General features: G+C 54.9%; 18 protein-coding genes and 1 pseudogene. 11 read left to right on the top strand and 8 right to left on the bottom strand.

Translation table 11 applies throughout. From position 1 onward, the window contains the following. The first annotated feature begins 271 nt into the window (after positions 1-271). From AAE514_RS12405 to AAE514_RS12395, 3 genes are all read left to right on the top strand, one after another. A complete protein-coding gene (locus tag AAE514_RS12405) occupies positions 272-823 on the top strand; it encodes a DUF6492 family protein (protein WP_347331862.1) in 552 nt (183 codons plus the stop codon). A gap of 217 nt (positions 824-1040) precedes the next feature. Continuing rightward, a complete protein-coding gene (locus AAE514_RS12400; protein ID WP_347331861.1) occupies positions 1041-1607 on the top strand; it encodes a polysaccharide pyruvyl transferase family protein in 567 nt (188 codons plus the stop codon). 9 nt (positions 1608-1616) lie between these two features. Then, positions 1617-2405, top strand: coding sequence for an aspartyl/asparaginyl beta-hydroxylase domain-containing protein (locus AAE514_RS12395; RefSeq protein WP_347331860.1), 789 nt, complete (start codon positions 1617-1619; stop codon positions 2403-2405). A gap of 78 nt (positions 2406-2483) precedes the next feature. On the opposite strand, the pseudogene AAE514_RS12390 reads toward AAE514_RS12395, so the two are convergent. Next, positions 2484-2603 (bottom strand): annotated as a pseudogene (locus tag AAE514_RS12390) (DUF1826 domain-containing protein); the annotation flags it as partial. A gap of 314 nt (positions 2604-2917) precedes the next feature. Here AAE514_RS12390 and AAE514_RS12385 point away from each other — a divergent pair. From AAE514_RS12385 to AAE514_RS12370, 4 genes are read left to right on the top strand one after another with little or no spacing between them, the layout of a single operon-like run. Beyond that, a complete protein-coding gene (locus AAE514_RS12385; protein ID WP_347331858.1) occupies positions 2918-5215 on the top strand; it encodes a TonB-dependent receptor plug domain-containing protein in 2298 nt (765 codons plus the stop codon). A gap of 51 nt (positions 5216-5266) precedes the next feature. After that, positions 5267-6700, top strand: coding sequence for a DUF3526 domain-containing protein (locus AAE514_RS12380; RefSeq protein ID WP_347331857.1), 1434 nt, complete (start codon positions 5267-5269; stop codon positions 6698-6700). After that, a complete protein-coding gene (locus AAE514_RS12375; protein WP_347331856.1) occupies positions 6697-8052 on the top strand; it encodes an ABC transporter permease subunit in 1356 nt (451 codons plus the stop codon). The genes AAE514_RS12380 and AAE514_RS12375 overlap by 4 nt, the downstream gene beginning before the upstream one ends. A 10-nt stretch (positions 8053-8062) precedes the next feature. Further along, positions 8063-8773: an ABC transporter ATP-binding protein gene (locus AAE514_RS12370; protein ID WP_347331855.1), complete on the top strand. Its 711-nt coding sequence runs from the start codon at positions 8063-8065 to the stop codon at positions 8771-8773. Positions 8774-8798: 25 nt separating this feature from the next. Here the strand turns inward: AAE514_RS12370 and AAE514_RS12365 are convergent, their stop codons facing one another. From AAE514_RS12365 to AAE514_RS12355, 3 genes are all read right to left on the bottom strand, one after another. Continuing rightward, complete coding sequence (locus tag AAE514_RS12365) at positions 8799-10616, bottom strand: asparagine synthase-related protein (protein ID WP_347331854.1); 1818 nt, start codon at positions 10614-10616, stop codon at positions 8799-8801. Positions 10617-10627: 11 nt separating this feature from the next. After that, the gene (locus AAE514_RS12360; RefSeq protein WP_347331853.1) at positions 10628-11332 is read right to left on the bottom strand and encodes a lasso peptide biosynthesis B2 protein; all 705 of its coding nucleotides are present in this window, start codon (positions 11330-11332) and stop codon (positions 10628-10630) included. 68 nt (positions 11333-11400) lie between these two features. Then, positions 11401-11583, bottom strand: coding sequence for a hypothetical protein (locus AAE514_RS12355; protein WP_347331852.1), 183 nt, complete (start codon positions 11581-11583; stop codon positions 11401-11403). 310 nt (positions 11584-11893) lie between these two features. Between AAE514_RS12355 and AAE514_RS12350 the strand changes: the two genes are divergently transcribed. Continuing rightward, entirely contained in the window at positions 11894-12691 is a 798-nt protein-coding gene (locus tag AAE514_RS12350; RefSeq protein ID WP_347331851.1) for a ParB N-terminal domain-containing protein, read from the top strand. A 4-nt stretch (positions 12692-12695) separates the two neighbouring features. Here AAE514_RS12350 and AAE514_RS12345 read toward each other — a convergent pair whose 3' ends face one another. The 4 genes from AAE514_RS12345 to AAE514_RS12330 form a co-directional block, all read right to left on the bottom strand. Next, on the bottom strand, positions 12696-14297 hold the full coding sequence (locus AAE514_RS12345) for a cyclic peptide export ABC transporter (protein WP_347331915.1): 1602 nt from the start codon (positions 14295-14297) through the stop codon (positions 12696-12698). 267 nt (positions 14298-14564) lie between these two features. Continuing rightward, positions 14565-14957 carry a MerC domain-containing protein gene (locus tag AAE514_RS12340; protein WP_347331850.1) on the bottom strand — a complete coding sequence of 131 codons (393 nt, stop codon included), beginning with the start codon at positions 14955-14957 and terminating at the stop codon, positions 14565-14567. Between the two features lie 13 nt (positions 14958-14970). Continuing rightward, entirely contained in the window at positions 14971-16191 is a 1221-nt protein-coding gene (gene zigA / locus AAE514_RS12335) for a zinc metallochaperone GTPase ZigA (protein ID WP_347331849.1), read from the bottom strand. Further along, positions 16178-16588 (bottom strand): TraR/DksA C4-type zinc finger protein, encoded by a 411-nt coding sequence (locus AAE514_RS12330; RefSeq protein WP_347331848.1) that lies wholly within the window; start codon positions 16586-16588, stop codon positions 16178-16180. Before AAE514_RS12330 ends, zigA begins: the two co-directional genes overlap by 14 nt. Positions 16589-17073: 485 nt before the next feature. Between AAE514_RS12330 and AAE514_RS12325 the strand changes: the two genes are divergently transcribed. The 3 genes from AAE514_RS12325 to AAE514_RS12315 all read left to right on the top strand — a co-directional run bounded on the left by AAE514_RS12325 (position 17074) and on the right by AAE514_RS12315 (position 23640). Beyond that, the gene (locus AAE514_RS12325; protein ID WP_347331847.1) at positions 17074-18042 is read left to right on the top strand and encodes a transposase; all 969 of its coding nucleotides are present in this window, start codon (positions 17074-17076) and stop codon (positions 18040-18042) included. 1582 nt (positions 18043-19624) lie between these two features. After that, complete coding sequence (locus AAE514_RS12320) at positions 19625-23218, top strand: RHS repeat-associated core domain-containing protein (RefSeq protein WP_347331846.1); 3594 nt, start codon at positions 19625-19627, stop codon at positions 23216-23218. Further along, positions 23215-23640: a hypothetical protein gene (locus tag AAE514_RS12315; RefSeq protein ID WP_347331845.1), complete on the top strand. Its 426-nt coding sequence runs from the start codon at positions 23215-23217 to the stop codon at positions 23638-23640. The genes AAE514_RS12320 and AAE514_RS12315 overlap by 4 nt, the downstream gene beginning before the upstream one ends. Positions 23641-23685 lie beyond the last annotated feature (45 nt).

Below are 23685 nucleotides of genomic sequence, written 5' to 3'. Positions count from 1 at the left end.
TTAGTTGGATGTTGCCGTATACGGGAATGTTTCGTCAAGGCTTTTGGATAGATCCGTATCGCGGGCCGTAATGTCCAATAATGGACTGGGAAAGATTGTGATGCGTTGCGATATTGTTATTCGTAGTTACTGGCGCGACCTAGACTGGCTGGAACTGTGTTTGGCCGCCATTGAAAAATTCTGTGTGGATTTTTCTGACGTTGTTTTGGTTGCTCCGGTTTCGAGTCGACCATGGATTGAGGCGCGGTTGGCTCTCCCTCAGGGAGTGCGTTTGCAGTATTGTCGGGACTACGACGACGATTATCTCGGTCAGCAGATTACGAAACTCTACGCTGACATATACAGCAGTGCCGAATTGATATGTCATGTGGATTCTGATTGCGTTTTTCATCAGGACGTTACCCCCGAAGCGCTGGCTCCCGGTGGCCGTCCCACGGTGTACACTCGTGCCAGGCAGGAGCTCCCTCGCCACTGGCCCTGGACAGCACCCACGACGAATTTTTTGGGATGGACGCCGGAACTGGATTTTATGCAGTACCCGCCGTTTACCTTTCCCCGTTGGCTATACGCCGATGTTCGACAGTTCTGTGAGCGAACGAAAGGGTGTACGTTGGAGCAGTGGATTCAGGCGCAGCCGGCCCGTGGCTTTTCAGAGTTTAACGTAATGGGGGCCTTCGCCTATCGCTATCATCCAGAGAAGTTCGAGTGGGTGGATGTGGCGAAGATGCGGCCAGAGGCCAAATACTGCCATTGGTTTTGGAGCTGGGAACGCGTGAGTCCCGCGACCCGCCGAACTGTTCTCCGCGACATTGCGACGGCATAGGGGTGAATATAACGTGACTACTCCAATCCATGCATTTTGGTGCAAAATTCCTAGCCGACCTAATTTTGGTGACGCCTTGACCCCTTGGCTAATATGGCAACTGACTGGACAGCATCCCAGGTTTCGAAGGCCGGACGCCCCTGAACATAAGTTGGCCATCAGTGGCAGTATCGTGGAATACGTTTCCCCGCCCTGCACCGTTTGGGGTTCTGGAGTGATGACTGGGAGTTTGCCCATCGCGACGGAGCTGGATGTGCGAGCGGTTCGAGGGCCGTTGACAAAACGACGGCTAGAGCTCAATGGCGTGCCTTGTCCCTCCGTGTTCGGTGACCCGGCGTGGCTTCTGCCGCGCCTTTATCGCCCCGAGACGTCGCTCGCTCCGGCTCGTATCGGTCTTGTTCTGCACTTTTCTGACAGGGCCAGGGTGCAAGGCCGTTACACCATGCCAGAAGGTGTTCTGTGCATCGATATACAAGATCCAGTTGAGCGGGTTATTGATCAAATTTGTTGTTGTGATTTGATTGTGTCCTCCTCCCTTCATGGAATTATCGTGGCTCATGCGTATGGAAAACCGGCCGTATGGTCGGAGCTGAGGCCACTCCCCTCGGGTGATCGCTCCAAGTTTTTGGACTATTTCGCGTCACTTGATATCGACGAACCGAGCCCGGTATTGCTCAATCTGGAGGGAGATTGGTGGCGAACCATCTCCGGCGCTGCCATTGATGCACCCCGTTATTTCGATACCGACAGGCTTCTCGCCGCCTGTCCCTTTATTGCGGAGTAGGATGGTGATATGGATCGGACACGTTTTTTTGAGGAGCTCCTGGCGGGAGATCAGCATCGCGGCGGGATACGCTGCCTTGAAGTGTTCTCCCTGGCGCCGCGTTATTTTTCAGAACTCCAGCGGGAGGTCAGCCGCTATCGGGCGTGTAATCCCGCATCGGTCGTGAGTGACGAGGCACATGTGACCAATTGGGTGTCATCTTCGGGGCAGGTCAGGCAGTACAGTCTATTGAATGACTCGGGCCGCAGCGACGACTTCTCGTCTGATCACAACCTGAGTTGTCGTCACAAATGGTTCTTTGATGAACCTCATTACCCCGTGCTCGGTCAGTTTATCAATGACTGGCCGGACCTGGTCAATTTTAGAATTACTACCCTCGGGCCCGGGGCGGCACTGTCCCCACATGAAGAGTGTTTGTTGTTCCGAACCCAAAGTGGTGGTGTTGGTGCACGGCTTCGGTTTCATTTGCCGATTGATACAAACCCCTCGGCCGAAGTACATCTGGATGGTGATGTCTACCACCTTCGAGAAGGCATGGTTTATTTGTTTAACCAGGGGTGCGTGCATTCAGCGCGTAACTTAGGGCCTGATACTCGAGTTCATCTCGTGTGGGACTCGTTGCTTACTACGGATTTACTTGAGTGGCTCCTGTATACACGTCCATCCTCACGACTGATGGTTCACCAAGTTGGCGCGCCGACGGTGCTTCGCAAGGAGAACCCGGGAGCCTATCGGCGGTTGGCTCCAGTCGTGCCGACGAGTGAAGCGCATCAGTTGGATGTTTGCCAGCGGCAATGATCTCTCCGGCAGGCGAGATGATTTTTGAGATGACCGGTAACGATCAGCGCTGCCCCCGCCACGCTGGCTATCTTCTCGTCAGCTTCGCCCAACAGATCGTGCCCGAAGAAGGCGGTCCACATCGCCATATCTTAACCACTCAGTGCCCTTGCTGGTGCAGGTCGTAAGCAGACGACAGGGCACGCGGTCAACATGGAAGCGGGGGTCATGGCTTCTTCGCGCGTGGGGACACGCGCATACACTTTATTTCCGGGGAATTCGATGGTGTTTACTACCTTCATGGTATGTTATAACATAACGTTATGGTGATGGCTGGGCAAAGCGCTGGTGGATCGCAGCAAATAAAGCGAAAGCGGTAGCTCTGGTGCGGCACTTGTCGCAGGCACCTGGAACGAGCTGATACACCCAACAATGTGAAATTTTGATCAATAAGGTACAGAAACATGCCGAAAATCAGGCCGAATAGGTTGCTCGTAGCTGGCATCGCTGCCCTATCTTATGCGAGTACACCAGTGTTCGCACAGAGCGCCCGTGCTTCAAACGAAGTGGCTGACGCGAGCCGCTCTCCTTCTAGCGCCAATGCGGGGCTGGCGGAGGAAATAGTTGTTGTTGGTAGCAATATCCGGGGCGTTGCAGTCGAAGGCCCGTCTCCAGTCATTACCTTTGACAAAGAAGCCATAGAGAACACTGGCGCGGCCTCGATGCAACAGTTTTTTGAAAAATTGCCGCAAAACTTCGGCGGTGGTGCCAATGGTGCGAACGTCGGCAACCTGGGTGTGGATCGTGATACCGGGAATAATTTCGGCCAGGGAACATCCCTCAACTTGCGCGGGCTTGGTACTGGAACCACCTTGACTCTGATCAACGGTCACCGGGTATCGGCATCGAATCGCTATCAGTATGTGGACGTGTCGCTGATTCCGATGAGCGCCGTGGAGCGAGTGGAAATCCTCACCGACGGTGCGTCCGCCATTTACGGCGCTGATGCCATCGGCGGCGTCGTCAACATTATTATGCGGCGGGACTTCACCGGTTATGAGACGGGAGTGCGCTATGGTGCTGTGACCGACGGTGGAATGAGTGAATACCAAATCTCACAGACCGCGGGCTGGTCGTGGGAGGATGGTCACGCCCTGGCCAACTATGAGTACCTGGAGCAGGACAACCTGTCCGCGCTGGATAAGGATTTTTCCAGTGACGTTGCTTACACGCCTTACGATCTGTATCCGGGCTCAAAACGGCACAGTCTCTATGTGGATGTGCTTCAGCGACTCAGCAATGTTCTGTCCCTCAACCTGACCGGCTCCTACGCCAAGCGGGAAATGGATACCAATATCGCCAGTCAATGGGACATTACCAACCTGTTTCCAGAAACGGAGCAGTATGACTTGTTCGCCGGCCTTACACTGGACCTGCCGCAGCAGTGGCAAGCCCGCCTGAACATCGGTTACGGAGGAAACGATGTTCGGTACGAACGCAGCACGATCGATGACGGAGTGGTGGAGATGGCGCCACCAACGGATACGAACTCGACTATAGCCTATGTCGATCTGATTGCAGATGGGGACCTGTTCACACTCCCCGCTGGCGCCGTGCGTGCCGCTGTCGGGGCCAGCTTGCGGCGCGACGAATATGAGCTCATTGACTATCGCGGTCTGGAAGAGCCTTATAATCCGAGCAGGGACATTAGCGCCGTTTTTAGCGAATGGAACATTCCACTGCTGACAAACCTTCCGGGTGTACACAACTTGTCTTTAACCCTGGCAGCACGCTACGACGACTACAGTGATTTCGGCTCCACCACCAATCCGAAATATGGCGTTTTATGGGAGGTGACGGACGAGCTGGCGTTTCGGGCGAGCTACGGACGATCATTTCGGGCCCCCGTGTTTACGGACATGAAGACGAACAACGGTGCCTATGTCTTCAGTTTGCCCAACCCCGATGCTCCGGGGGGCGGAACTAATACCATGGTACTCTCCAATGGCAATCCCGACCTCGGTCCCGAGCGCGCAGAGACCTGGACGGGCGGCTTCACCTTCGCGCCGGAATCGATCGCCGGCCTCAGCGTTCAAGCCAACTACTACCAGATCGATTACTCCGACCGGATTGACGTCGGGTATTCGGGCAGCTATGGGAACCTCTTTGCCGAGTCCACCGATCCCTATGCATCCATTCTGACATTCAACCCGACGCCACAGGAAATTGAGAGCGCTAGAGAACTGGGGCTTTCCGGTACCGCCTTTCGGATTATTCGGGGCGGGCCCTATGCGGTTCCCGAGGATCAGGACGAATACGACACTGAGGTCATCCTCGACAATCGCGTCCGCAACAATGCGGAAACTTCGCAGCGGGGTGTCGATCTCGACCTCTTGTACGACTTTAACGTGGGTGAGAACCGCGTCGACCTGAGCCTTGCCGCCTGGTACATCATTGATTCCACCCGCCAGCTGACCAGCACGTCTCCCGAAGCCGAGGCGTTGAACAAGGTGTACTTTCCTGTCGACCTAAAGGTGCGCAGCGGAGTTGCACTGACTCGGCACAAACTGTCAGGTGGTTTGTTTGTGAACTATGTTGATGGCTATCGCGACCCGTCCAACCTCGAGGACCCCACCGTGGATTCCTGGACGACGGTGGACTTCAACCTCCAGTACCACTTTGTGGGGGAGACCAGCCTCGCCTTGAACGTGCAGAATGTTTTCGATGAGGATCCGCCCTTCGTCGAAAATGCCCGAGGCACGGGTTACGATCCCACCAATGCCACCGCGTTGGGGCGCTTTGCTTCCCTGTCTATGACTTACGAATGGTAAGTTGGTAACGATGACTTGAGCAAAAACTCGGTCTCGAAGAGTATCGTCCCGATGTCGATTTTTTCCCAGGCTCTCGGTGTAGCCGCAACGCAGCTCAAGCTCATGTGGCGCGAGCGGCGCTTGCTCTGGCTTGCGCTTGCGGTCTTGCTGCTCGCCGGCGCGTCGGTCGCCACAAGCTCGGCGCGGCTGGTGGCTCAGGCGCAAGAGCGACGCGCCGTGGCAGAGCAGGAGGAGCGGCTGTGGGATAGCCAGGGCGTGACCGACCCTCACGACGCCGTTCATGTGGGCCGTGCCGTGCCCGCGCCAGTGCGTCCGCTGGCGGCCTTCGATCCGGGCCTATCCGACTTTGTCGGCGCATCGGTTTTCATCGAGGGTCATGCGCAGAATCCCGCTCGCCACAGGCCGATTGAGGGGGGCGCCGCCCTCAGCCGCTTCGGCGGTTTCTCGGCGGCCTGGACGCTGCAGGTTATCGCGCCCTTGCTGATTATTCTGGCGGGCTTCGCCACCATGTCCGGCGACGTCGCGCGGGCACGACTGAGACAGGAACTCGGCGCAGGCGCCTCGACCACGGCGCTGGTTGGGGGGCGGCTACTTGCGTTAACCGCGGCAGCGGGATTGCTGGCGCTCGTCCTGGTCGGCGTGAGCCTTCCGGCCATACTTCTGCAGGGGGTGGGTCGGGTGGAAATGGTGGGGCTTGCCGTCCTCGGCGGCGTTTATGCGCTTTATCTGCTGGTGTTTTGTGCCCTTACCGTCGCCGCGTCGGGCCTGTTCGCGTCGGCGCGTACGGCTCTGGTTTTTCTGCTCGGTTTCTGGGCCGTGTCCACCTTGCTGGTGCCGCGTGTCGCGCCCGCTGTGGCCGAAAGTCTGGAGCCCACCCCCTCCGCCCCTGCGTTAAGAGCGGCCGTCGCGGAGGAAGCGGAAAAAGGCGTTGATGTTCACGATTCCACGGACGAGGGGGTAGAAGCGTTCAAGGCCGAGCTCTTGGCGCGCTATGACGTAAGCGCTATTGAAGACCTTCCCATCAACTTCAGGGGTGCCAAATATGAGTACGGCGAAGAACTCTCCACGGAGCTCTACAACCGGCATTTCGATCAGCTCTACGCTGTTTACCACCGGCAGGAGAGGGTGCAACGCCTATTTGCCGTCCTCTCACCGGCCCTCTCCCTGCAGCCCTGGTCGCGCGCCTTTGCCCATACCGACTTAGACGCTCACCTGAGTTACCTTCGCGGTGTCGAGGACTATCGCTTCCGGCTGATCCAGACATTGAATGCAGAGATTAAAAACCACAAACGGTCGTCCGGCGAGCGATACTACCGCGCTGATATTGCCACTATTACACGCGATGTCGCCTATACGCCGGGTCAGCGGCCGCTGAGCGATGTGGCGGCGGCGCAGATGCCAAACCTGGTGATCCTGCTGGTCTGGGGTGTATTCGCGATCGGCATGACGGCCGTATCGGCCCGGCATCTGGGGCGCCGCTCATGAGTTGCTTTGTCATCGTGGGTTATGAGGCCCGCCGACTTGTTCGCGACCGCGCCCTGCCAGTGCTGTTGAGCCTGCTGCTGGGGTTTGGCGGCTATGCGGCATGGAATGGTGCCGACTGGGTGCAAAAGCGTGAAGCGGCCATTGCATTGATCAAGGCGGAGGAACAGGAACGCATAGCGTTTGGGCGCCGGTTTGTGGAGACGCAGTTGGTGGTGCCCGGCTTATTGGCCGCGCTGCCCCCCGGAGTCATGGCCCCTGTCTCGATGGGTCAGGCTGACAATTATCCGTTCAACGCCGATGTCTCTGCATTGGGGGATTACACCATGCTTTTCGAACGCGTGTGGTCGGATATTGGCAGTCCGGCTGTGCGCGCCGCAGGCCGCTTCGACCTGGCCTTTGTAATCGTCTTTCTGTTGCCGCTGGTCATTCTCGCCGCCGCCTATGATCTCTGGTCTGGCGAGCGTGAGCGGGGTATCGCCGCCATGGTGCTGTCGCAACCTGTTGCGATTGGGCCACTCATCGCCGTAAAAGCGCTGACCCGGGGATTGGTGGTACTCTTTCCCGCCACCGCGATTGTCCTCGCGGTCGCCGCCTGGGCCGGGGCGCGAGAACCGCTTGGCCTCGCCGCGCTAGCGCTGGCAGTGATACTTTACGGGGCCTTCTGGCTGGTCATTGCAGTGGTGATCAACCTTGTTACCCGTCGTTCAACCGAAGCGGCCATTGCGGCGGGCGCCATCTGGCTATTGGTCGTGGTGATGGCACCGTCATTGACCTTAACCGCCGTTGATCTGGTCGCACCGGCGCCCTCGGAGATGGGCTTTGCGACCGAGTTGAAGGCCCGCAAGGCCGAGATCACCGAGCGCCAGCGCCTTGATCGCGAAGCCAATCCGGCACCGGCCCGTTCGCCAGCGCCGACGATTCCTGAGCGCTTGCGAGCTCTCTATGCCGATCGTGTTGCTCTCGACAACGAAATTGCGCCGATGATTGCGGCCCACCAGCAGGCGAAGCGAGCGCGGCGTGATGCGCTCGACGCCGTGCGTTTTTTCCTGCCGTCGGTCGCGGTGCAGGATGCGCTCGACCGCATCGCCGGTTCGGACGCTGATCGCGCGCTTGCCTTCGAGGATCAGGCGCGCGCGGCCCAGTTGGAACTTCGGCACCTGTACAAGAGCCACCTGGACCGCGATGCTCTGCTGACACCTGCCGAATACGATAACGCCCCCCGCTTTCAACTCCGGGGAACGGGTGGCGCTTTCCAATCTGGCGTACTGGCGGATCTCGCAACCTTATTCATCGCCAACCTGCTTATTCTGATCGCCGCTCGATGCCTGCGTGGTCAGGCGGCGACACCCTAGGAAATCTCCCATGCTTTGCGCAAAGAACTTGACCAAAGATCACGGCGCGCACCGGGCGCTTGACGATGTCAACTTCACGGTGGGACCGGGGGAGGTCTACTGCTTGCTCGGAGCGAACGGTGCCGGCAAGTCGACGACCATCAAGCTGTTCCTCGGCTTTTTGAAGCCGACATCGGGCTGCGCCGAGGTGGACGGTCTCGACCCTCAACAAGAACCGCAGGCGGTTCGCCGTCGGCTTCTCTACATCCCGGAGACCGTGGCCCTCTATGACGAACTGACCGGTTACGAGAATCTGGACTACTTCGCGCGTTTAGCCGGAGTGGCGGACCGCTCCCCCGCGCGCTTACGCGAGTCCCTGACCGAGGCGGGCCTCGCCGCTAACGCCTTCAACCGACGAGTCGGCCAATATTCCAAGGGGATGCGCCAGAAGGTCGGCATAGCGCTGGCCATAATCAAGGAGGCCAAAGCCCTGCTGCTCGACGAGCCCTCGTCCGGTCTTGACCCCGAGGCATCGTCTGAATTCCACGAGCTGCTCATGCGCCAACGCGATCAAGGCGCGGCAATCCTGATGGCGACCCATGATCTTTTCCGCGCGCGGGAGGTGGCCACCACCATTGGCATTATGCAGGCTGGCCGGCTGCGCCGGACCGTGGACGCTTCAAAGATCACGGCGAACGATCTGGAAAGCTTATACTTGGAAGAAATGGGCAGGCGGTCTTAGCTTGTCAGGGTTTCGCGCCATTAAGCTAACCCATCCATTTTCTTAACCATGCTTCGATATTGAGTTGGGGGCCGAACAGTCCCAGCACTTGGGACGAATTGTCTGGGCCCAAGCTTCGTATGCCAGCGTGTGCGGCGGCACTGTCGACGTATCCCTGCTTTGCCAGGATGCCGTCAACCAGCATATGTCTTATAAAGTCACGGTGGTGTTGAGTGACCGCGAGCGCGTGATCGTCAAGGTAACATTTAACCCTTCGAGACAAGAGGCGCTCTGGCAATAGTCCCTCAAAGGCACGGCGTGCAATGGTTCTATCTTCAGCATCCGCCATAAGAATATGAAGGGGCATCCGAGCAAACAGCTCTACAACAGGCTGGGCGCTGATGGGCGAGACACCATGCCAGCTACCGGTCCCTTCGAAAGGGTCCAGAACATTGGTGGGGAAAACCATTCGGCTGATATGGGTCAACTTGTTTGGGGAGAGGGAGTAGCCTTTTGCAAGCGCGTGTCGCATCCACGCGGGTTGGGGTTCGGCTTGATTGGCGCCAGCGCGAAGCCATTCGCAAGGGCTTCCCCACCTTTTATTCGCGGAAAGCGGCTTCTTGAGCACTCCATAACGAAAAGCGTCCATTAAAACCCCATAGAATGAATCACCGGACTGAGCGGTTTCGAGTGCGACCCGCAGTAACTCCAGGTTAATCCCGTGACGCCAAGCGTAGTCGATCGCGCCGCCGTTACCCTTGAAACGAAGGAATACCGCATCGCCCCCCACGCCCGTAAATCGGGTTGACGCCCCGCTTAATGCGCTAATTGATCCGACGTCGCGATGGAGAAGGTAGCCTGAGCAGTAGAGGAGCCGAGCAGTCCGTGGGAAATCCATTATTTCTTCCAAGGAGCAGTAAGGTCTTCGTTCATGCTCAATAAGCTCGCAGGTTCTGCCTGAGGATTGGGAGGCTCCTGCAACCGCCATTCTTGCATACTCCCTTTCATCCGCTCCGATGCCGGGGTCGTAATGGTGAACGCACTCTACCTCGGGCTTTGAGGGGGCATGAAGCAAACCCGCCAAGACGATTGAGGAATCAAGCCCGCCAGAGAGCTTCAACTGAATGTGGGTATGCTGGCTTGCCAATGCACCAATACAACCAAGCAGGGTTGTTCGTGCAAGCTGAACAGCTTCGTTCAAGTCGGTTATTGGGTCCTCGGCGGCGGCTTGTACCACATCCCAATGGGATTCTCGCGCCACAGGAGTTCCATTTTCAATAGTCATCGTCTCCGCTGCTTCCAGCGTTGTGATTTCTTTGAGACCTGTCTGGCTGCCATCTCGAAATGGAAGGATGAGCGAGCTGGCAAAGTAGGGCCAGTTAATGGAGAACTGGCGTAATTGCAGCTTCAAACAGTCCTCCGTATTGGAGAAAAATACGGTGACATGTTCCATAACGGTGATATGGCAAGGTATTTCTCCGGTTGGGTCTCGCAAAGCAAACCACTTTTCCTTCTTCGAGTCACAACCAAATGCAATATACCTTCCCCAGTAGTTTTTCAGGAGTGCGCGCCCCTGACTGTTACAAACGTCCGTGGCAGAGCCGGTGTCGAACACGGCAGTGTCAGGCACGATATCAGTTCCGAAATTTTTAACAAATACCTTGCCAAAAATGACGAGCGATCCCGCTTGGCTGCATTCAAATATTCCCTGGTCGTCACTTTGATGGTAGATTGCAGCATCAGCCGATTTTAAGGCGCATGTCATACTGGGAAATTTTGTTTCTATCTTTGCCTTAACTTGCCTGGCTTGATTTACTGACGGATACGAGAAGCTGTTCCAGAAAATCGCTATATATCGATACATATGTGGGTGACTTAGAGAACGAGAATTGGCACCATTCGCCGCAAGTTGAATGGAATGTCGGTCAGCGCCTGGTCACCATATTGCAACCAGCAGTGAGCGGTGAACGGCTGCTCTTGAACCGCGAATATCCAGGTCGGGTGGATGCTATATTTTGCCAGGAATTCGTTGAGCGCCAAGCAGTAAAGAAAACACTCATCTGTTTTTTTAAAGGCAAAGGGTCGAAGCCAATCGAACACACGAACCAATAATGCCAATATGTCAGTTTCGACCCGTCGCTCTGGTGTGGATGGTTTTCTCTTCTGAACCATGGATACTATATTTTTGAACGGTAAACGTTTTTTGCTATGGAGTGCGCAAGAAACGGAGATAGCGAACCTATAAACGTCCTTCGCTGTTATTCGGGGTCGTCCTCGAGGCTGCCCATCTCTTAACCATACGTTGGGTAGCTGAATTGTTGGCGGTGTGGCGGGTTTTCCCAGGTTAGGATAGGGAGTTATTAAATGACGCTGGAGTAAAGCTCTAGGGAATACCGGAGCGTTACAGCTTGTCGCTTTTATCGGCCAATTTCCAATAAAGGGCTCGAAGCTTGCCGCTTGCGTTTTTTCAATTGCTAGGTATTTTCCGTTTATCTCATCCAGCATAAACATCGTTCCGCCAGCGATGCATACATGTGCCTGCTTGGAGAGAAAGTACGGAGATTCCACCTTGGGGTCCATGAAGACCTCGTTATTTTTGGGAGGCGGGCGATTCCTTCTTGTGGAGGAGTCGCCCGCCAATCCGGATGTCAACGTGAGAGAGAATCCGGGGATGTGGATGGAAAGGTGTCGTCCATCTTACTGCTGTGGTCGTGAGCTTTGGTCTCTGAAACCACCAAGCCTAGCTCCCTGAGCTCGTGCTGCGGTAAAGCGCTGCTGTTTTGCGCGTTGTTTCCTGTGTTTAACACGCCTAGTTCAATCAGTTCGTTCATAATGATCACCTCTTGTGTTCGTTATCTAACGAATATCTTCATCAGCCAATTGCGGGTTGATGAAAAGTCTCTACGGATAAAAACGTAGAAGTCGGGGATTGTTGATCCGACTTAATGAAATGTTATAACATCACTATAAAGATAGCAAATTTACATTCAATAACTACAGGCTGGGGCACATATGAACACCGGGATGGGTGACGAAGGTAGCAATCCGACCATAGTGATTAAGGGGTTATTTCCATTACCCCAATTCATACGCTTTATCCGGGAGCGATGTTCTCCCAGGAGCTTTGAGGACCCCGCTTTGGTGGCTGAGTGGCGAGAAGCGCGCGCCGTAGCTTTACAAGTCATGGATGAGGAAGCTGGTGTCGCCGATAGCATTGGTGTGCGCGAACTTTCGGAAGAAATGAAACCTCTGGCGGAGGAGGTGCTGCGGCAACCCTCAATGCAAAGGGTTGCTTCACTGGTACCGCGACGTTGGTGCATGGTGGAGATTGATCGGCTGGTCGTTTTTCAGGAATCCATCAATTTGCGTCACGTTGAAAAGATTCAGACCTCCCTTGTGTCTGACCCGAGTGCTCAGGATGTTATCGATCTTGTTTCTTGCCGCGGTACCCACTCGCATCCCACCGTTCGGTGCACACAATCCGATGGCGGTTATATGTTCACTTCGGCGTCAAATGACCTGCGTTTTCTGGACGTCGTAACACTCGAACCGGATGCAATTCAAAACTTCAGCCCCGTTGGCGCGGCAAGCCATGCGATCGTGATGTATGTAGGATTCAGCGACAACGTGATCAGCGCCACGCGTTCGGGTAGTCGAATTATCCTGACCAATGGCTCACACCGCGTATATGCATTGCGCGAGCTGGGTTTCTGTTACGTGCCTTGCCTTTTGATGGATGCGTCCGAGGCGGATGTGTCAGACTTTTTGTTGCCTGCTGCCGTTAAGCAGGATCGACAGTTTTATCTCGACTCGCCGCGACCGCCATTATTCAAAGATTATGTCGATGATCGTCTGGCACGGGTCGTTCCCGTAATTCGTAAGACATCTGTTCTTAAAGCCAAATTGGACCTGCAGAAGTCGTCGGTGCCTTCGTTGTAGCCTTTCAGGGTACTGTGGTCAGATTTCCGTTCTCCAGCGTCAGCAGCCGGTCTCCTAGGTGAAAATAGCGGTCATCATGGGAGATCACCAAAACGGTCTTTCCTTCAGATTTAAGCTCGGGTAACAGCTCCCGATAAAACACTTCTTTAAACGTAGGGTCCTGATCTGCAGCCCACTCATCAAACACCAGGAAAGGTCGGTCTTCCAGGTGAGCTGTCACAAGAGCCAGACGTTTACGTTGCCCCTGAGAAAGAGACTGGGTGGTAAAAGCACCGTCGTTGACTTTAACCCTATGGTGTAGATGTAGCCGGTGCAGCAGTCGGTTTCCTGCTTCGTCGAGATTAGAGCGATGCACCTCCAATAACTGTTCAAATAAATGGAAGTCTGAGAACACAGCGGAAAATAACTGACGGTAGTCATCGCGGCTGGAGTCAGCTATCGGCACGCCATTAAGGAAAACATTGCCGGATTCCGGAGTATAGAGCCCCGTCACTAGTTTTGCTAAAGTTGTTTTGCCACTGCCATTGCCACCCACCAGAAAGGTAACCGTTCCTGGCTGAAACTCCAAGTTGATAGGCCCGAGCTCGAACAGTTCATCGCTTCGTTCATGATAATAACGATGGGTCACCGATTTAAGTTGTAAAGAAGTAAATGAGCGATCTGGATGAGCTAACGTTGACATCGATTCGGTTTCGGGCATGTCGCTGACAATCGCTTCAATTCGATTGGCGGCCACTCCGGAAACTTTGGCGCGGGGGATGGCACTTAATAGCCCTTCCAAAGGTCCCATCATGTAAAAAAATACCAATGCGAACCCTGTCATCACCTCGGCTCGATTGGGGATGTTTTTTGAGAGTACAAACAACACTAATCCAATGAACGCATAAATTAGAAAGTTTCCCCATCTGGAGGAAACCATAAAAATCGAGGCGCCTGCTGTGCGGTTTTTGCGGACTTCCTCGATTGATTGACCCAAAAGCTCGTTACCGAACATGCGGCGTTTGCGAGCATTGAGACGCAACTCCTTCGCTCCATCGGTAAGAGCCCTGAAGTGCCCAAACAGCCGATCTTGCTCGTGAGAGGCTTTTTTTAGAAACTCTATTGCCTTTAATTGTGCCAGATAGTGGCCCAGGGATCCTAACCCAACCATGACCAACGCGGCCAAAAATATCTGCCATGAAAGTAGCGCCATGTAGGCCATACATCCAACAACAGCCACCGAGTTATTCAATAGAGAGGGTAGGGTAACGAAAAACTGGACGACACTTGAGCAATGCTCGCTTAGTGCGGAATGTATTTTGGCGCTCCCTATTTCCTCCAGTTGCCGCAGTTCAGCTGCCAAAACCCTTCCTGATATGTAGCGCCGTAGTTCCGCCATGGCATGCTGAGCCAAGCGCTCGAACAGTGCCGATGATAAAATCCGACAAAGCATTAACAGCACTATCAGCCCAAAAAAGCTCCAGATTAGAGCTTTGGAATGGTGTTCTGTCGTGATTGCGACGTTGATTCTGGAAATCATAAGAACGCCGCATATCCCAGATATTACGCTAGCGGCGGAGGCGGCCATCAATAGTGGGCGGGATTGACGGATAAGATAAGCTAGCACGATGGCCTCAGGGCAGTTGTGGGTGAAGGTGCTTTCGGCTTTATCTGCTTTTAAGTTCCCCGCCACCTTTTTGGCAAGAGTAAGTCACAATGCCGTTGGCGCCGACGTGCTTGATACATTTCGGCGGCCCTAGCATCAAGGAATCGATGACGATACCCACTGTGATTTTTATACATGCTGTACTCGCTGCTGATTTTGTAGAACATGGTGAGTGTCTCAAGCTCTTGCTTCACTTGGCGCTAGATATCTATGTAAACGACTTCAGTTTTACGTTGTACAATAACCTTTCCGGCAGGCGAGGTGATTTTTCAGATGCCCGGCAACAATCAGCGCCGCTCCCACCACGCTGGCAATCTTCTCGCCGGTCTCGCCCAACAGGTCGTGCCCGAAAAAGGCGGTGAATACCAGCACGCTTAAACCCAGAACACCGGTGGTGACCACCCCCCAGCGACCATGTCTCCGACACCCGAGGGTCAGGGCAGTCGCGCTACTGGGTATTACCGCCAGCAGAAGCCACTGGTGGAAGCTTTCGTCACCTAATGAGGTGGCGAACAAAGAAGGTAGCATGACAATGGCGACAGGCAGCATCAGGCAGTGGATCGCACAAAGTGTGGACAACCCGATGGCGGTTTTATCGGTGATGGTTTGTACGTTTCGCATGTAACCTCCTAGGTTATTCTTCAGCGGCGGGCTGGGTCCATTGGGGGAAAGGATCGGGAAGGGTCACCCATTGCTCGGGGCCACTGTGCAGCTCCTCGTCATTGAGCAGGCAGTTATCCAGCGCTTGGGTAAACTGCTGACGATTCAGGCCCTGACCAATGAAAACCAGTTCCTGGCGCATATCCCCGAAAGGCTCCTCCCACTGCTGTTGGATGGAGGCTAGGTACTCTTCATCGTCCGGCCAATTTTCCTTTGGAACCGCATTCCAGAACATTCCCGCGAAACCGTACCGCGCCATGCCTCCCGCCTGACTCCACTGGCCGGCAAACTCTGGCCGACTGGCGAGCCAGAAGTAACCTTTGGAGCGAATCAGCTTTCCGGTGATGGAGTCGCCGTGAAGAAAGGCGTGGAACTTCTGCGGGTGGAAGGGGCGGCGCGCGGTGTAGGTAAAGCTACCGATACCGTACTCCTCGGTTTCCGGGACATGCTCGCCGCGCATTTCCTTCAGCCAGCCCGGTGCTTGCTGGGCTTTTTCGAAACTGAAGTGGCCTGTGCCCAATACCTTGTCGATATTCACCTCGCCGTGCTCGATGGCGATGATTTCCGCCTCGGTGTTGAGCGTTCTGAGTACGGCTTCCAAACGCTGTAAGGTTGGCTTATTCACCAGGTCGGTCTTGCTGATCAGAATCACATCGGCGAATTCGACCTGGTCCACTAGCAGCTCCGCCACGCTGCGCTGGTCCTCTTCGCCCAAATGTTCGCCGGTTTCCTGCAGTGACTTGGCCTCATCGTAATCCTTGAGGAAATTCACGGCGTCCACGACCGTCACCATGGTATCCAGCTGCGCGACATCGGAGAGGCTGTTGCCTTCTTCATCCGCGAAGGTAAACGTCTCGGCCACGGGCAGGGGTTCGGAAATCCCGGTGGACTCAATCAGAAGGTAGTCAAAATGCCCCTCCTGAGCCAGGCGGCGGACCTCCAGGAGCAGGTCTTCGCGCAACGTGCAGCAGATGCAGCCGTTGCTCATTTCCACCAGCTTTTCCTCGCTGCGGTTCAACTGAACCTCGCTCTGTACGGCCGCCGCGTCGATGTTGATTTCACTCATATCATTGACGATAACCGCCACCCGGCGGCCGTCGCGGTTGTTCAGAACATGGCTCAGCACCGTGGTCTTTCCGGCGCCCAGAAAGCCGGAGAGAACCGTGACGGGAAGCCTTCTTTCAACGTTTGCCATAGTGCTTTTCCTGTTCTTCAATTTGCGTTTTGACTTCTGCGCAATACTCGGCGGTAGGCCGGGCCAGAAGCCGCTGAATGCCAATCGGCTCGCCACTGGCGAGGCAGTAGCCATAGGCTCCCCGACGAATGCGCGCCAGGGCGGAATCAATCTTTTTCACCAGCTTTGCCTCGCGCTCAATGATGCGAAGCGTGAGCCACGACTCCTCCTCGTACTGAGCCAGCTCGGCACTGTCGTCTAGCTCCGGGCGTTGGACGAGACTATGTTGGGTGGCCTCAATGGTAAGGAGACTCTCCCCCCTCAGCTTCAAGAGCCTGTCCCGAAAAAAGGCCAGTTGGTTGGCGTTCATATACTCTTCGTCAGAGGCCAGGGTCAGCCATTCTTCTGTAACCGCCATAATTTTTGCCTACTTTTGACGTCTACCAGCGTCATGTTGCGGGTGAAACTGGGCATTATTTAAGTTAGTAATGTTATAACATAACATTAACTAGTGCAAAGTGATTCGTTGTTGTGACCCAAAGTATGTCTAAAGGAGACGCGCCTAACCCCCTTTCCAGTGTCCCCGCCAAAGTAGTTGCTTCCAGGCAACACAGTAGACCGTAGAGGTTCTGATCGTACAAGGGGCTATGAAGTCGGTAAGCCGCCCGCCCGAAACCGAAGGAGGTGCTGCCCAAGGTAGTAAGGTAGTAGAGGCTTTTCAGGAGTTGGTGACGGTTTGCTTGTTGCCACGTTATCACGGCGAAAAGTGTGAGCCCGTTCACAGATGAAAATTAGGGCCTTCCGGTGAATTGACTTGCAAAGACGCTAATCATAGTATTCTAATAATGTTAGGGAGGAGAGCGCGCTCCTCCTCACCTTAGGGAACGATCAAGGAGCTTTACCATGCCGGATATCCGCTTTTCACGGACCCCTGCCAACGCCAATCAGCTTTGCCAGCAGGACCCGGAAACTCTGGAGCAGTTTTTAAGCTGTAACCCTCAGGTTTCCAATGGAAATACGACGATGTCTGGGTACTTCGCATACAATACATCCTCTTCGTCCTCTCTCGCTTCGCAGATAGTGACACAACAGTTCAACAGCCTGCCGATGACCGCTCGCCAAAACCTGGACCAATGCGTGGCGAATTATGGTGAGGATGTTCACGCTATGGCCGAATTCTACGAGCGCCACTTGGCCAATTTTGAGCTACCCTCCCCTGCGGACGTCAACGGCGTTGCCGGTGTGGGTGTGGCAGCCGCCCAGGGCCGCACCACCAGCTTTCAGAACGCCCTGATTCAATACCAGCAGGCGCTGATTAAACTGCACCGGCACAACAAGGTTGGCCGTGTGGCCGGTGCTCAGAAGATCCAACTTCGTCAGGAGGTAACCGAAGCCTATGAGCTTTTGAACCGGCACTATTCTCAGGAAATGCGCCGGATTGTTCCTGCTCAGCACAGAAACCGTAATCGTGGAACCGCGCTGAGCAATGTGAACCTCCGGTCTGTAGTCACCAACCTCAAACAGAGCGACAAACACCTCTGCACCAAAGTCTACTGCGCACGAGGCGATACTGAAAACCGGATCAAGGAGCAGCAACTCCTGTTCTCTGGCCGAATCTCCTGCCATGAGTGGTGGCCCAATCAGTTTTCCCTTCTACTGTCCGCAATGGCCTATACGCTGGTGGAACGACTGCGTAACTTGGCGCTGGCGGGCACCGAGTGGGTCTCGGTCCAGGTCGGCACCATCCGTTTGAAGCTATTGAAAATCGGTGGTGTAGTCATTCGAAATACCCGCCAGGTAATGCTGTTGCTCAGCAGCGCCTCTAAGCAATCACGCACACCGGGTAGCTTATTGATGAAATATTCGGGTTAGTGAGATTGAGGTGCGGCGGAGTCAGGCTCCTGTTGAACTTGATGCCGCTGCCGGATCGGTCGCTTACTTTTGGGGACCTTGACTGGCACGTCTCCGAGCCCCGGTCTGCACAGTTCTCTCAGGCAAAAAGCCATTGCACACACCACTGCCAGATTGTCCTCCACGCGGAGGTCTGAATAACTGCTCCGAAAGCTCTGCCAGTTCCGTCTCAATGGCCTTGGATAGCAACTGCTGGGCGCCGTGCTTCAGCAGGTCGTTCAGCGCGTCTTGAGCTTGCGTTTTTAAGTCGAGTATATTACCGTCAGACTCGGGGAGTATCTCCCCGTGTTGGCTTTTGATCTACTAGGATTAAACAACAGGATGCACCGCTTTTTTTCAGGTCATACACCAGAAACCATCATAGCTCGATTAATATTTTATAAGGATTTTGACGATGTCGACAAAGAAATGGAGTTTTTGTTTTGCTCGTTCCGACGGCCCTTTTGCCAGTAACGGATTGTTGAATGCGATAAGGCAGATCATCCCTCGTGCCCGAATTTTGACGGGGGCATCGATAGAGTTTCGTCTGGACAGCGCCAATGATCCTAGTGAAAACCGAAAGCGTTTATGTAAACAGGGACAAGAGAATTTCGTGATCAAGTGGAGTCCTCGCAAGCAGGAGCCTCTGGCCTGGGCGGAGAGAGCAGGGGCACAGTTCTGGGGGGTGGGGGATCGGTGCCCTCATGATGCGCATTTTCGCCATAGATCCAGAGCGCTCTCTCGTGTGGCCTGGATGGTATTCGTCATTTTTTGTGCTGTCTCAAGTTATCCGGCCATTTCGGAAGAAGTGATTCATCAAGGTACTACAGTGGCGCTTCCCGAGGGGGATGGAGTTAAAACTGGCTGGCGTGCCAGCGCAAGTGTTTTATCAACAACTGCAGTAGATGCAATTCGAGAAGCCTGTCACAACAAGCACGAGGAGTGGGGCGGAGAAGGTCAAGTCGTGATCGAAATCGATTGGAACAGAGCAGAAAGCTCTGTTGACTCCCACGGAAGGACAGTTGCGAACTTACCCTACAGTTGTGCCGCGCGTTCTATATATGTCGACGATGAGGGCAATACCGGTTACATCTATCACCATGGAAAGGTACCTTTCAATGCTTATTTTGACGTTTGTGGTTGTGGTTATCAGATCGTAGCGGGTTCTCCCTACTGCGAGAATATCCCCCACGAGCCCTATTGGGAGTTTAATCGCAAGCTTGGTGTGGCGCGCCTTCACCGTACGCCGGAACTGTGTCAGGTGGATGATATTCCTTATCAGCCCTGCTCTGAGAGCACCTCTGCTTCAGGCTCGGGTAGTTCTGGGCTCGGGGATAGCGCCAGTTCGTTGGTGGGCAACCCGATCTCCTGTATCACTGGAGCGAAAGTGCAGCACGAGACTGATTACTTCGCTCCCGATGGTCTCAGCATCATGCGCACGTATAGTAGTCGTCGCGTTCGCGAGTCGGTTCGTGATCGGAATCTCTATGCTCATCGTGATGATCCGAGCGCACAGAGGCTTCCTAACCGTTTCTCAGAAACTGAGGCAGGATGGAATTGGTCGTTGGATTACCAAGTGGAGCATGTCAATGTAGGCATGGAATGGGGGGATCGAAAGCTTCGTGCCGTGAAGCTGCGTTTCCCCAGTAATCGAGTCGACGTTTTCGTGACTGACGACTACCGTGGCTTTTCAGCGACCTCTGAATACCGCAATGCCGAGGGAGAAGTCCTTAGCTATTATCCGGAAACCCGGTTATATCGCTATGAGATGGCCGGCGGCAGAGTTCTCGTTATTCACGCTTCTAATGGCCTAAGGTCTATGAACGAGCCGAATGGGAGTTCGTGGACCGTCGAGGGCAACATTCGACGCCAGGAGATAACCGATGAACGCGGTCGATCCATGGTGTATGAGCGAGCATGGAAAAGTGGCGGTTATCGGGTAGTCGCTATCACGACTCCAGAAGGGCACGTCTTCCGCTATCAATACGACAGCCTCGGCAACCTGACTACCGTAATCTACCCGGATGACACGACTAACGATTCGTCCGATAATCCGCGCCGGCAGTATCTGTTCGAAGACCCAGATAACCCTCGGAATATCACCGGTATCATTGATGAAGATGGTGAGCGCCATGCCACCTACGCATACGATAGTGAGGGGCGCGCGGTGCTTAGTGAGCACGCCGGTGGCGCCGGTCGGGTGGCGCTTCGCTATCTGGGGGATCACCAAACTGAGGTCACTTACCAAGTAGACGCAGAGCGCGACACCACACTGCTCTATGAGCACGACCTATTCGATGGGCGGGGCAGGGTAACCCGCATTGAACGGCGTGCTTGTGAGAATTGCGCTCCAGAGGATGCTCTTTTTTCATATGATGCCAATGGCCATCTTGCCAAGAAAGTCGACTATAGTGGCGTGGCTAGCCTTTATACTCATGACGAGCGAGGATTGGAGCTGCGACGCGTGGAAGCATTTGAGACGGTAGACGAACGCAGCAGCGCTATCGAGTGGCACCCAGAATTTCGCCGTCCCACGGCTATTCACGATACAGCTCAGAGCCGCCATTTGAGTTATGATTCCGCTGGCAATCGTAGCGAGATTCGTGTCGTCGATAGGGCCACGGGCGCTAGCCAGGTCACTGGGTACAGCCATAACTCATACGGGCAGGTTACCGACATTGACGGCCCGCGCACCGACGTACCTGATCGCACCCGATTTGAGTACGACGGCCAGGGTAACCGAGTGCGCGTCATCAACGCCCTATATCAAACGACTGAGATCACGAACCATGATGCAGCTGGCCGTCCCGTGCGTCTGGTCGATCCCAATGGCGTTGTCACCGAGCTGGACTACGATGCCCGAGGCAGACTCATCCGTCAGCAGACCGGAGGGGCGGTCGCGTCCTTCGAGCGGGATAGGGTCGGCCAGCTCACCCGCCTGACCCTACCGGACGGCACCCACCTGAGCTACGAATACGATGCCGCCCATCGCCTGACCGCCATCGAGGCGACGGACGGCGAGCGCGTCGAGTTCCAACACGATGCCATGGGCAACGTGACCACCGAGCGCATCCACGACGTGGGTGGTCAGCTGGTCAAGCGTCACACCCAGGTCTTTGACGAACTTGGACGCTTGCTGGAACAGACGTCAGCCGATGGCGGCGTGCGCCGATATGGCTATGACGTGAACAGCAACCGGGTCAGCACTCTGGATGAACGCAGCAATGAAACCCAGCGGGCATACGACGCCCTGGACCGGGTGAGCGAAGTGATCGACCCCGCGCTGGGCGAGACTCACTACACCTACAACAGCCGAGACCAGATCAGTTCCGTCACCGACCCCGAGGGCCTCACCACCCACTACCGCTACGACGGCCTGGGCAATCTGGTGGAAGTGACCAGCCCCGACACCGGCCTAACCACCTTTGAGTACGACAGCGCGGGCAATCGCATCTCCCGCCAGGACGCCCGTGGCGTGCGTACCGAATACGACTACGATGCCCTCAATCGCCTGACCGCCGTGCGTTACCCGGACTTCCCCGGGGAGAATGTCAGCTACCACTATGACAGCGAGGACCCAGGCCGCAACGGCATCGGTCGGCTGACTCGAGTCGAAGACCCGTCTGGTACCACCCGTTACTTTTACGATCACCTGGGCAACGTGACCCGCAAGGAAACCGAACTCAACGGCCACGCGCTGACTGTCGAGTACCAGTATGACAGAGCGGGCCAGCTGACGGGCGTCACCTACCCCTCTGGGCAGCAGCTGTCCCTGACCCGCGATACTCAAGGTCGGGTGAGCGCTCTGCACACCCGGCTTAACGGCCAAAGCAGTGATCAGGTGCTGGCGGATTCGATTGACTACCTGCCGTTCGGCCCCCTGTCCCAAGTGACTTACGGCAATGGCCTGCAGGAGGTCCGCACCCATGACCTCGACTACCGCCTGACCGGCATCGAGCTGGGCGACAGCGACCCCTTGCGCCGCCGGCTCTACGAGTACGATGCCGTCAACAACATCACCCGCATTGAAGACCCGACCAATACAGGCAATGCCGTCGACTATGCCTATGATCCGATCAACCGTCTGGTGGAAGCAATCAATTCCGACTACGACCTTCAATTCAGTTACGACCCGGTCGGCAATCGCACCGACAAGACCACCGACGGTGTCGCTGAAAACTACCAGTACGCCACCGACAGCCACCACCTCCTATTGAAAGGCACCCAGAATTACCAATACGACGCGGTCGGCAATACCATCAACAACGGCACTTATCAGTTTGAGTACTCCGCCGCCAACCGGATGGTACAAGCCTCACAGTCCGGTACCACGGTGGCGGACTACACCCATAACGCCCTGGGCCAGCGTGTCATCAAGGCCCTCCCGGATGGCACCGTCATCCACTACCTCTACAATGAGCAGGGTCAGTTGATCGGCGAATACGACAGCGCGGGCAATGCGATACGGGAATACGTCTACCTGGAAGGCGCTCCACTGTCGATGGTCAGCGGAAATCGAGTGTACTACTATCACAATGATCATCTGGGGACCCCACAGCTGTTGACCGATGCGCAGCAGACCGTGGTGTGGAAGGCCGTGTACACGCCGTTTGGAAAAGCCAGCGTGGAAGTCGCGCAAGTTACCAACAAAATTCGGTTTCCGGGCCAGTACTTCGACAGTGAAACGGGGCTGCATTACAACTACTTCAGGGATTACGATCCGACCACCGGGAGGTATCTTCAGAGTGATCCTATAGGTCTGCGAGGAGGGCTCAATACTTACGCTTACGTGAGTGGAAATCCTCTGAAATATGTAGATCCATTGGGACTTGTTTGGGTGACTACAGGTGTAGATCATCACGGAGTCAAAAATTGGGCTATTGGCATTGTCGACAGGCTTTCCAACCTTGATGAAGGCACTGTCATGAATGCATATAATTTCGAGGGGGCTACAAGGGATGTGACCCAAACTTGGGTTGATCACCCGAATGATCCGCAAAATCAGAGAGATTATTGTATGCCAGATGATCCTATGGAGGGAGATACTCGAACAATTGAACAGACATTTGGGGATCATCCTGACCCATGGGCAGTAGAAGGAAACTCTTGGCACTGGGCACCACCAGTTCCGTCTCCAACCTGGGATGTTCTGCCATGAAGCTTAATTTAGATCGAACAATAATATTTTGGGGTGCGCTCGATTTAGCGTACGTGGTGTGGATGATTGGACTCGCTATCTATCACGGCAATGTTCCATATTACACGAATTTTGTTTCCGACTTGGATGCTGCTAAGTCTTTTGGAGCAGCTTATCCCGCTACCCTGACGGTTGTTGGACATCTGATGAAGGCTTCAGTGATCGTATCGGCGATACTTATGCTGGTTAGAATGAAATCGGGCGTGTATTTATCTCTAGCGCAGGCGCCTTTCAGGTTTTTTCTAATCATTCCCCCAAGTGCATTTTTTGTTATGTCGCTAAAGCAGTTTGTTCCGGCGCTATATATAGTTCTTTTAAGTGCTGTTATTGCTGTCGAAATTACAAAGGTTTATACACAAATTAGATGGCTGCGAAAAAGGTAACGTAATGATTTAAAGCCCAGCCAGAAACCCGGCTGGGCTTTTTGC

Origin of the sequence: Marinimicrobium locisalis (assembly GCF_039822625.1) — a bacterium.
Lineage (GTDB): Bacteria > Pseudomonadota > Gammaproteobacteria > Pseudomonadales > Cellvibrionaceae > Marinimicrobium > Marinimicrobium locisalis.
The sequence above is the reverse complement of the archived record's forward strand: the minus strand, read 5'-3'. Positions and strand labels throughout refer to the sequence as shown.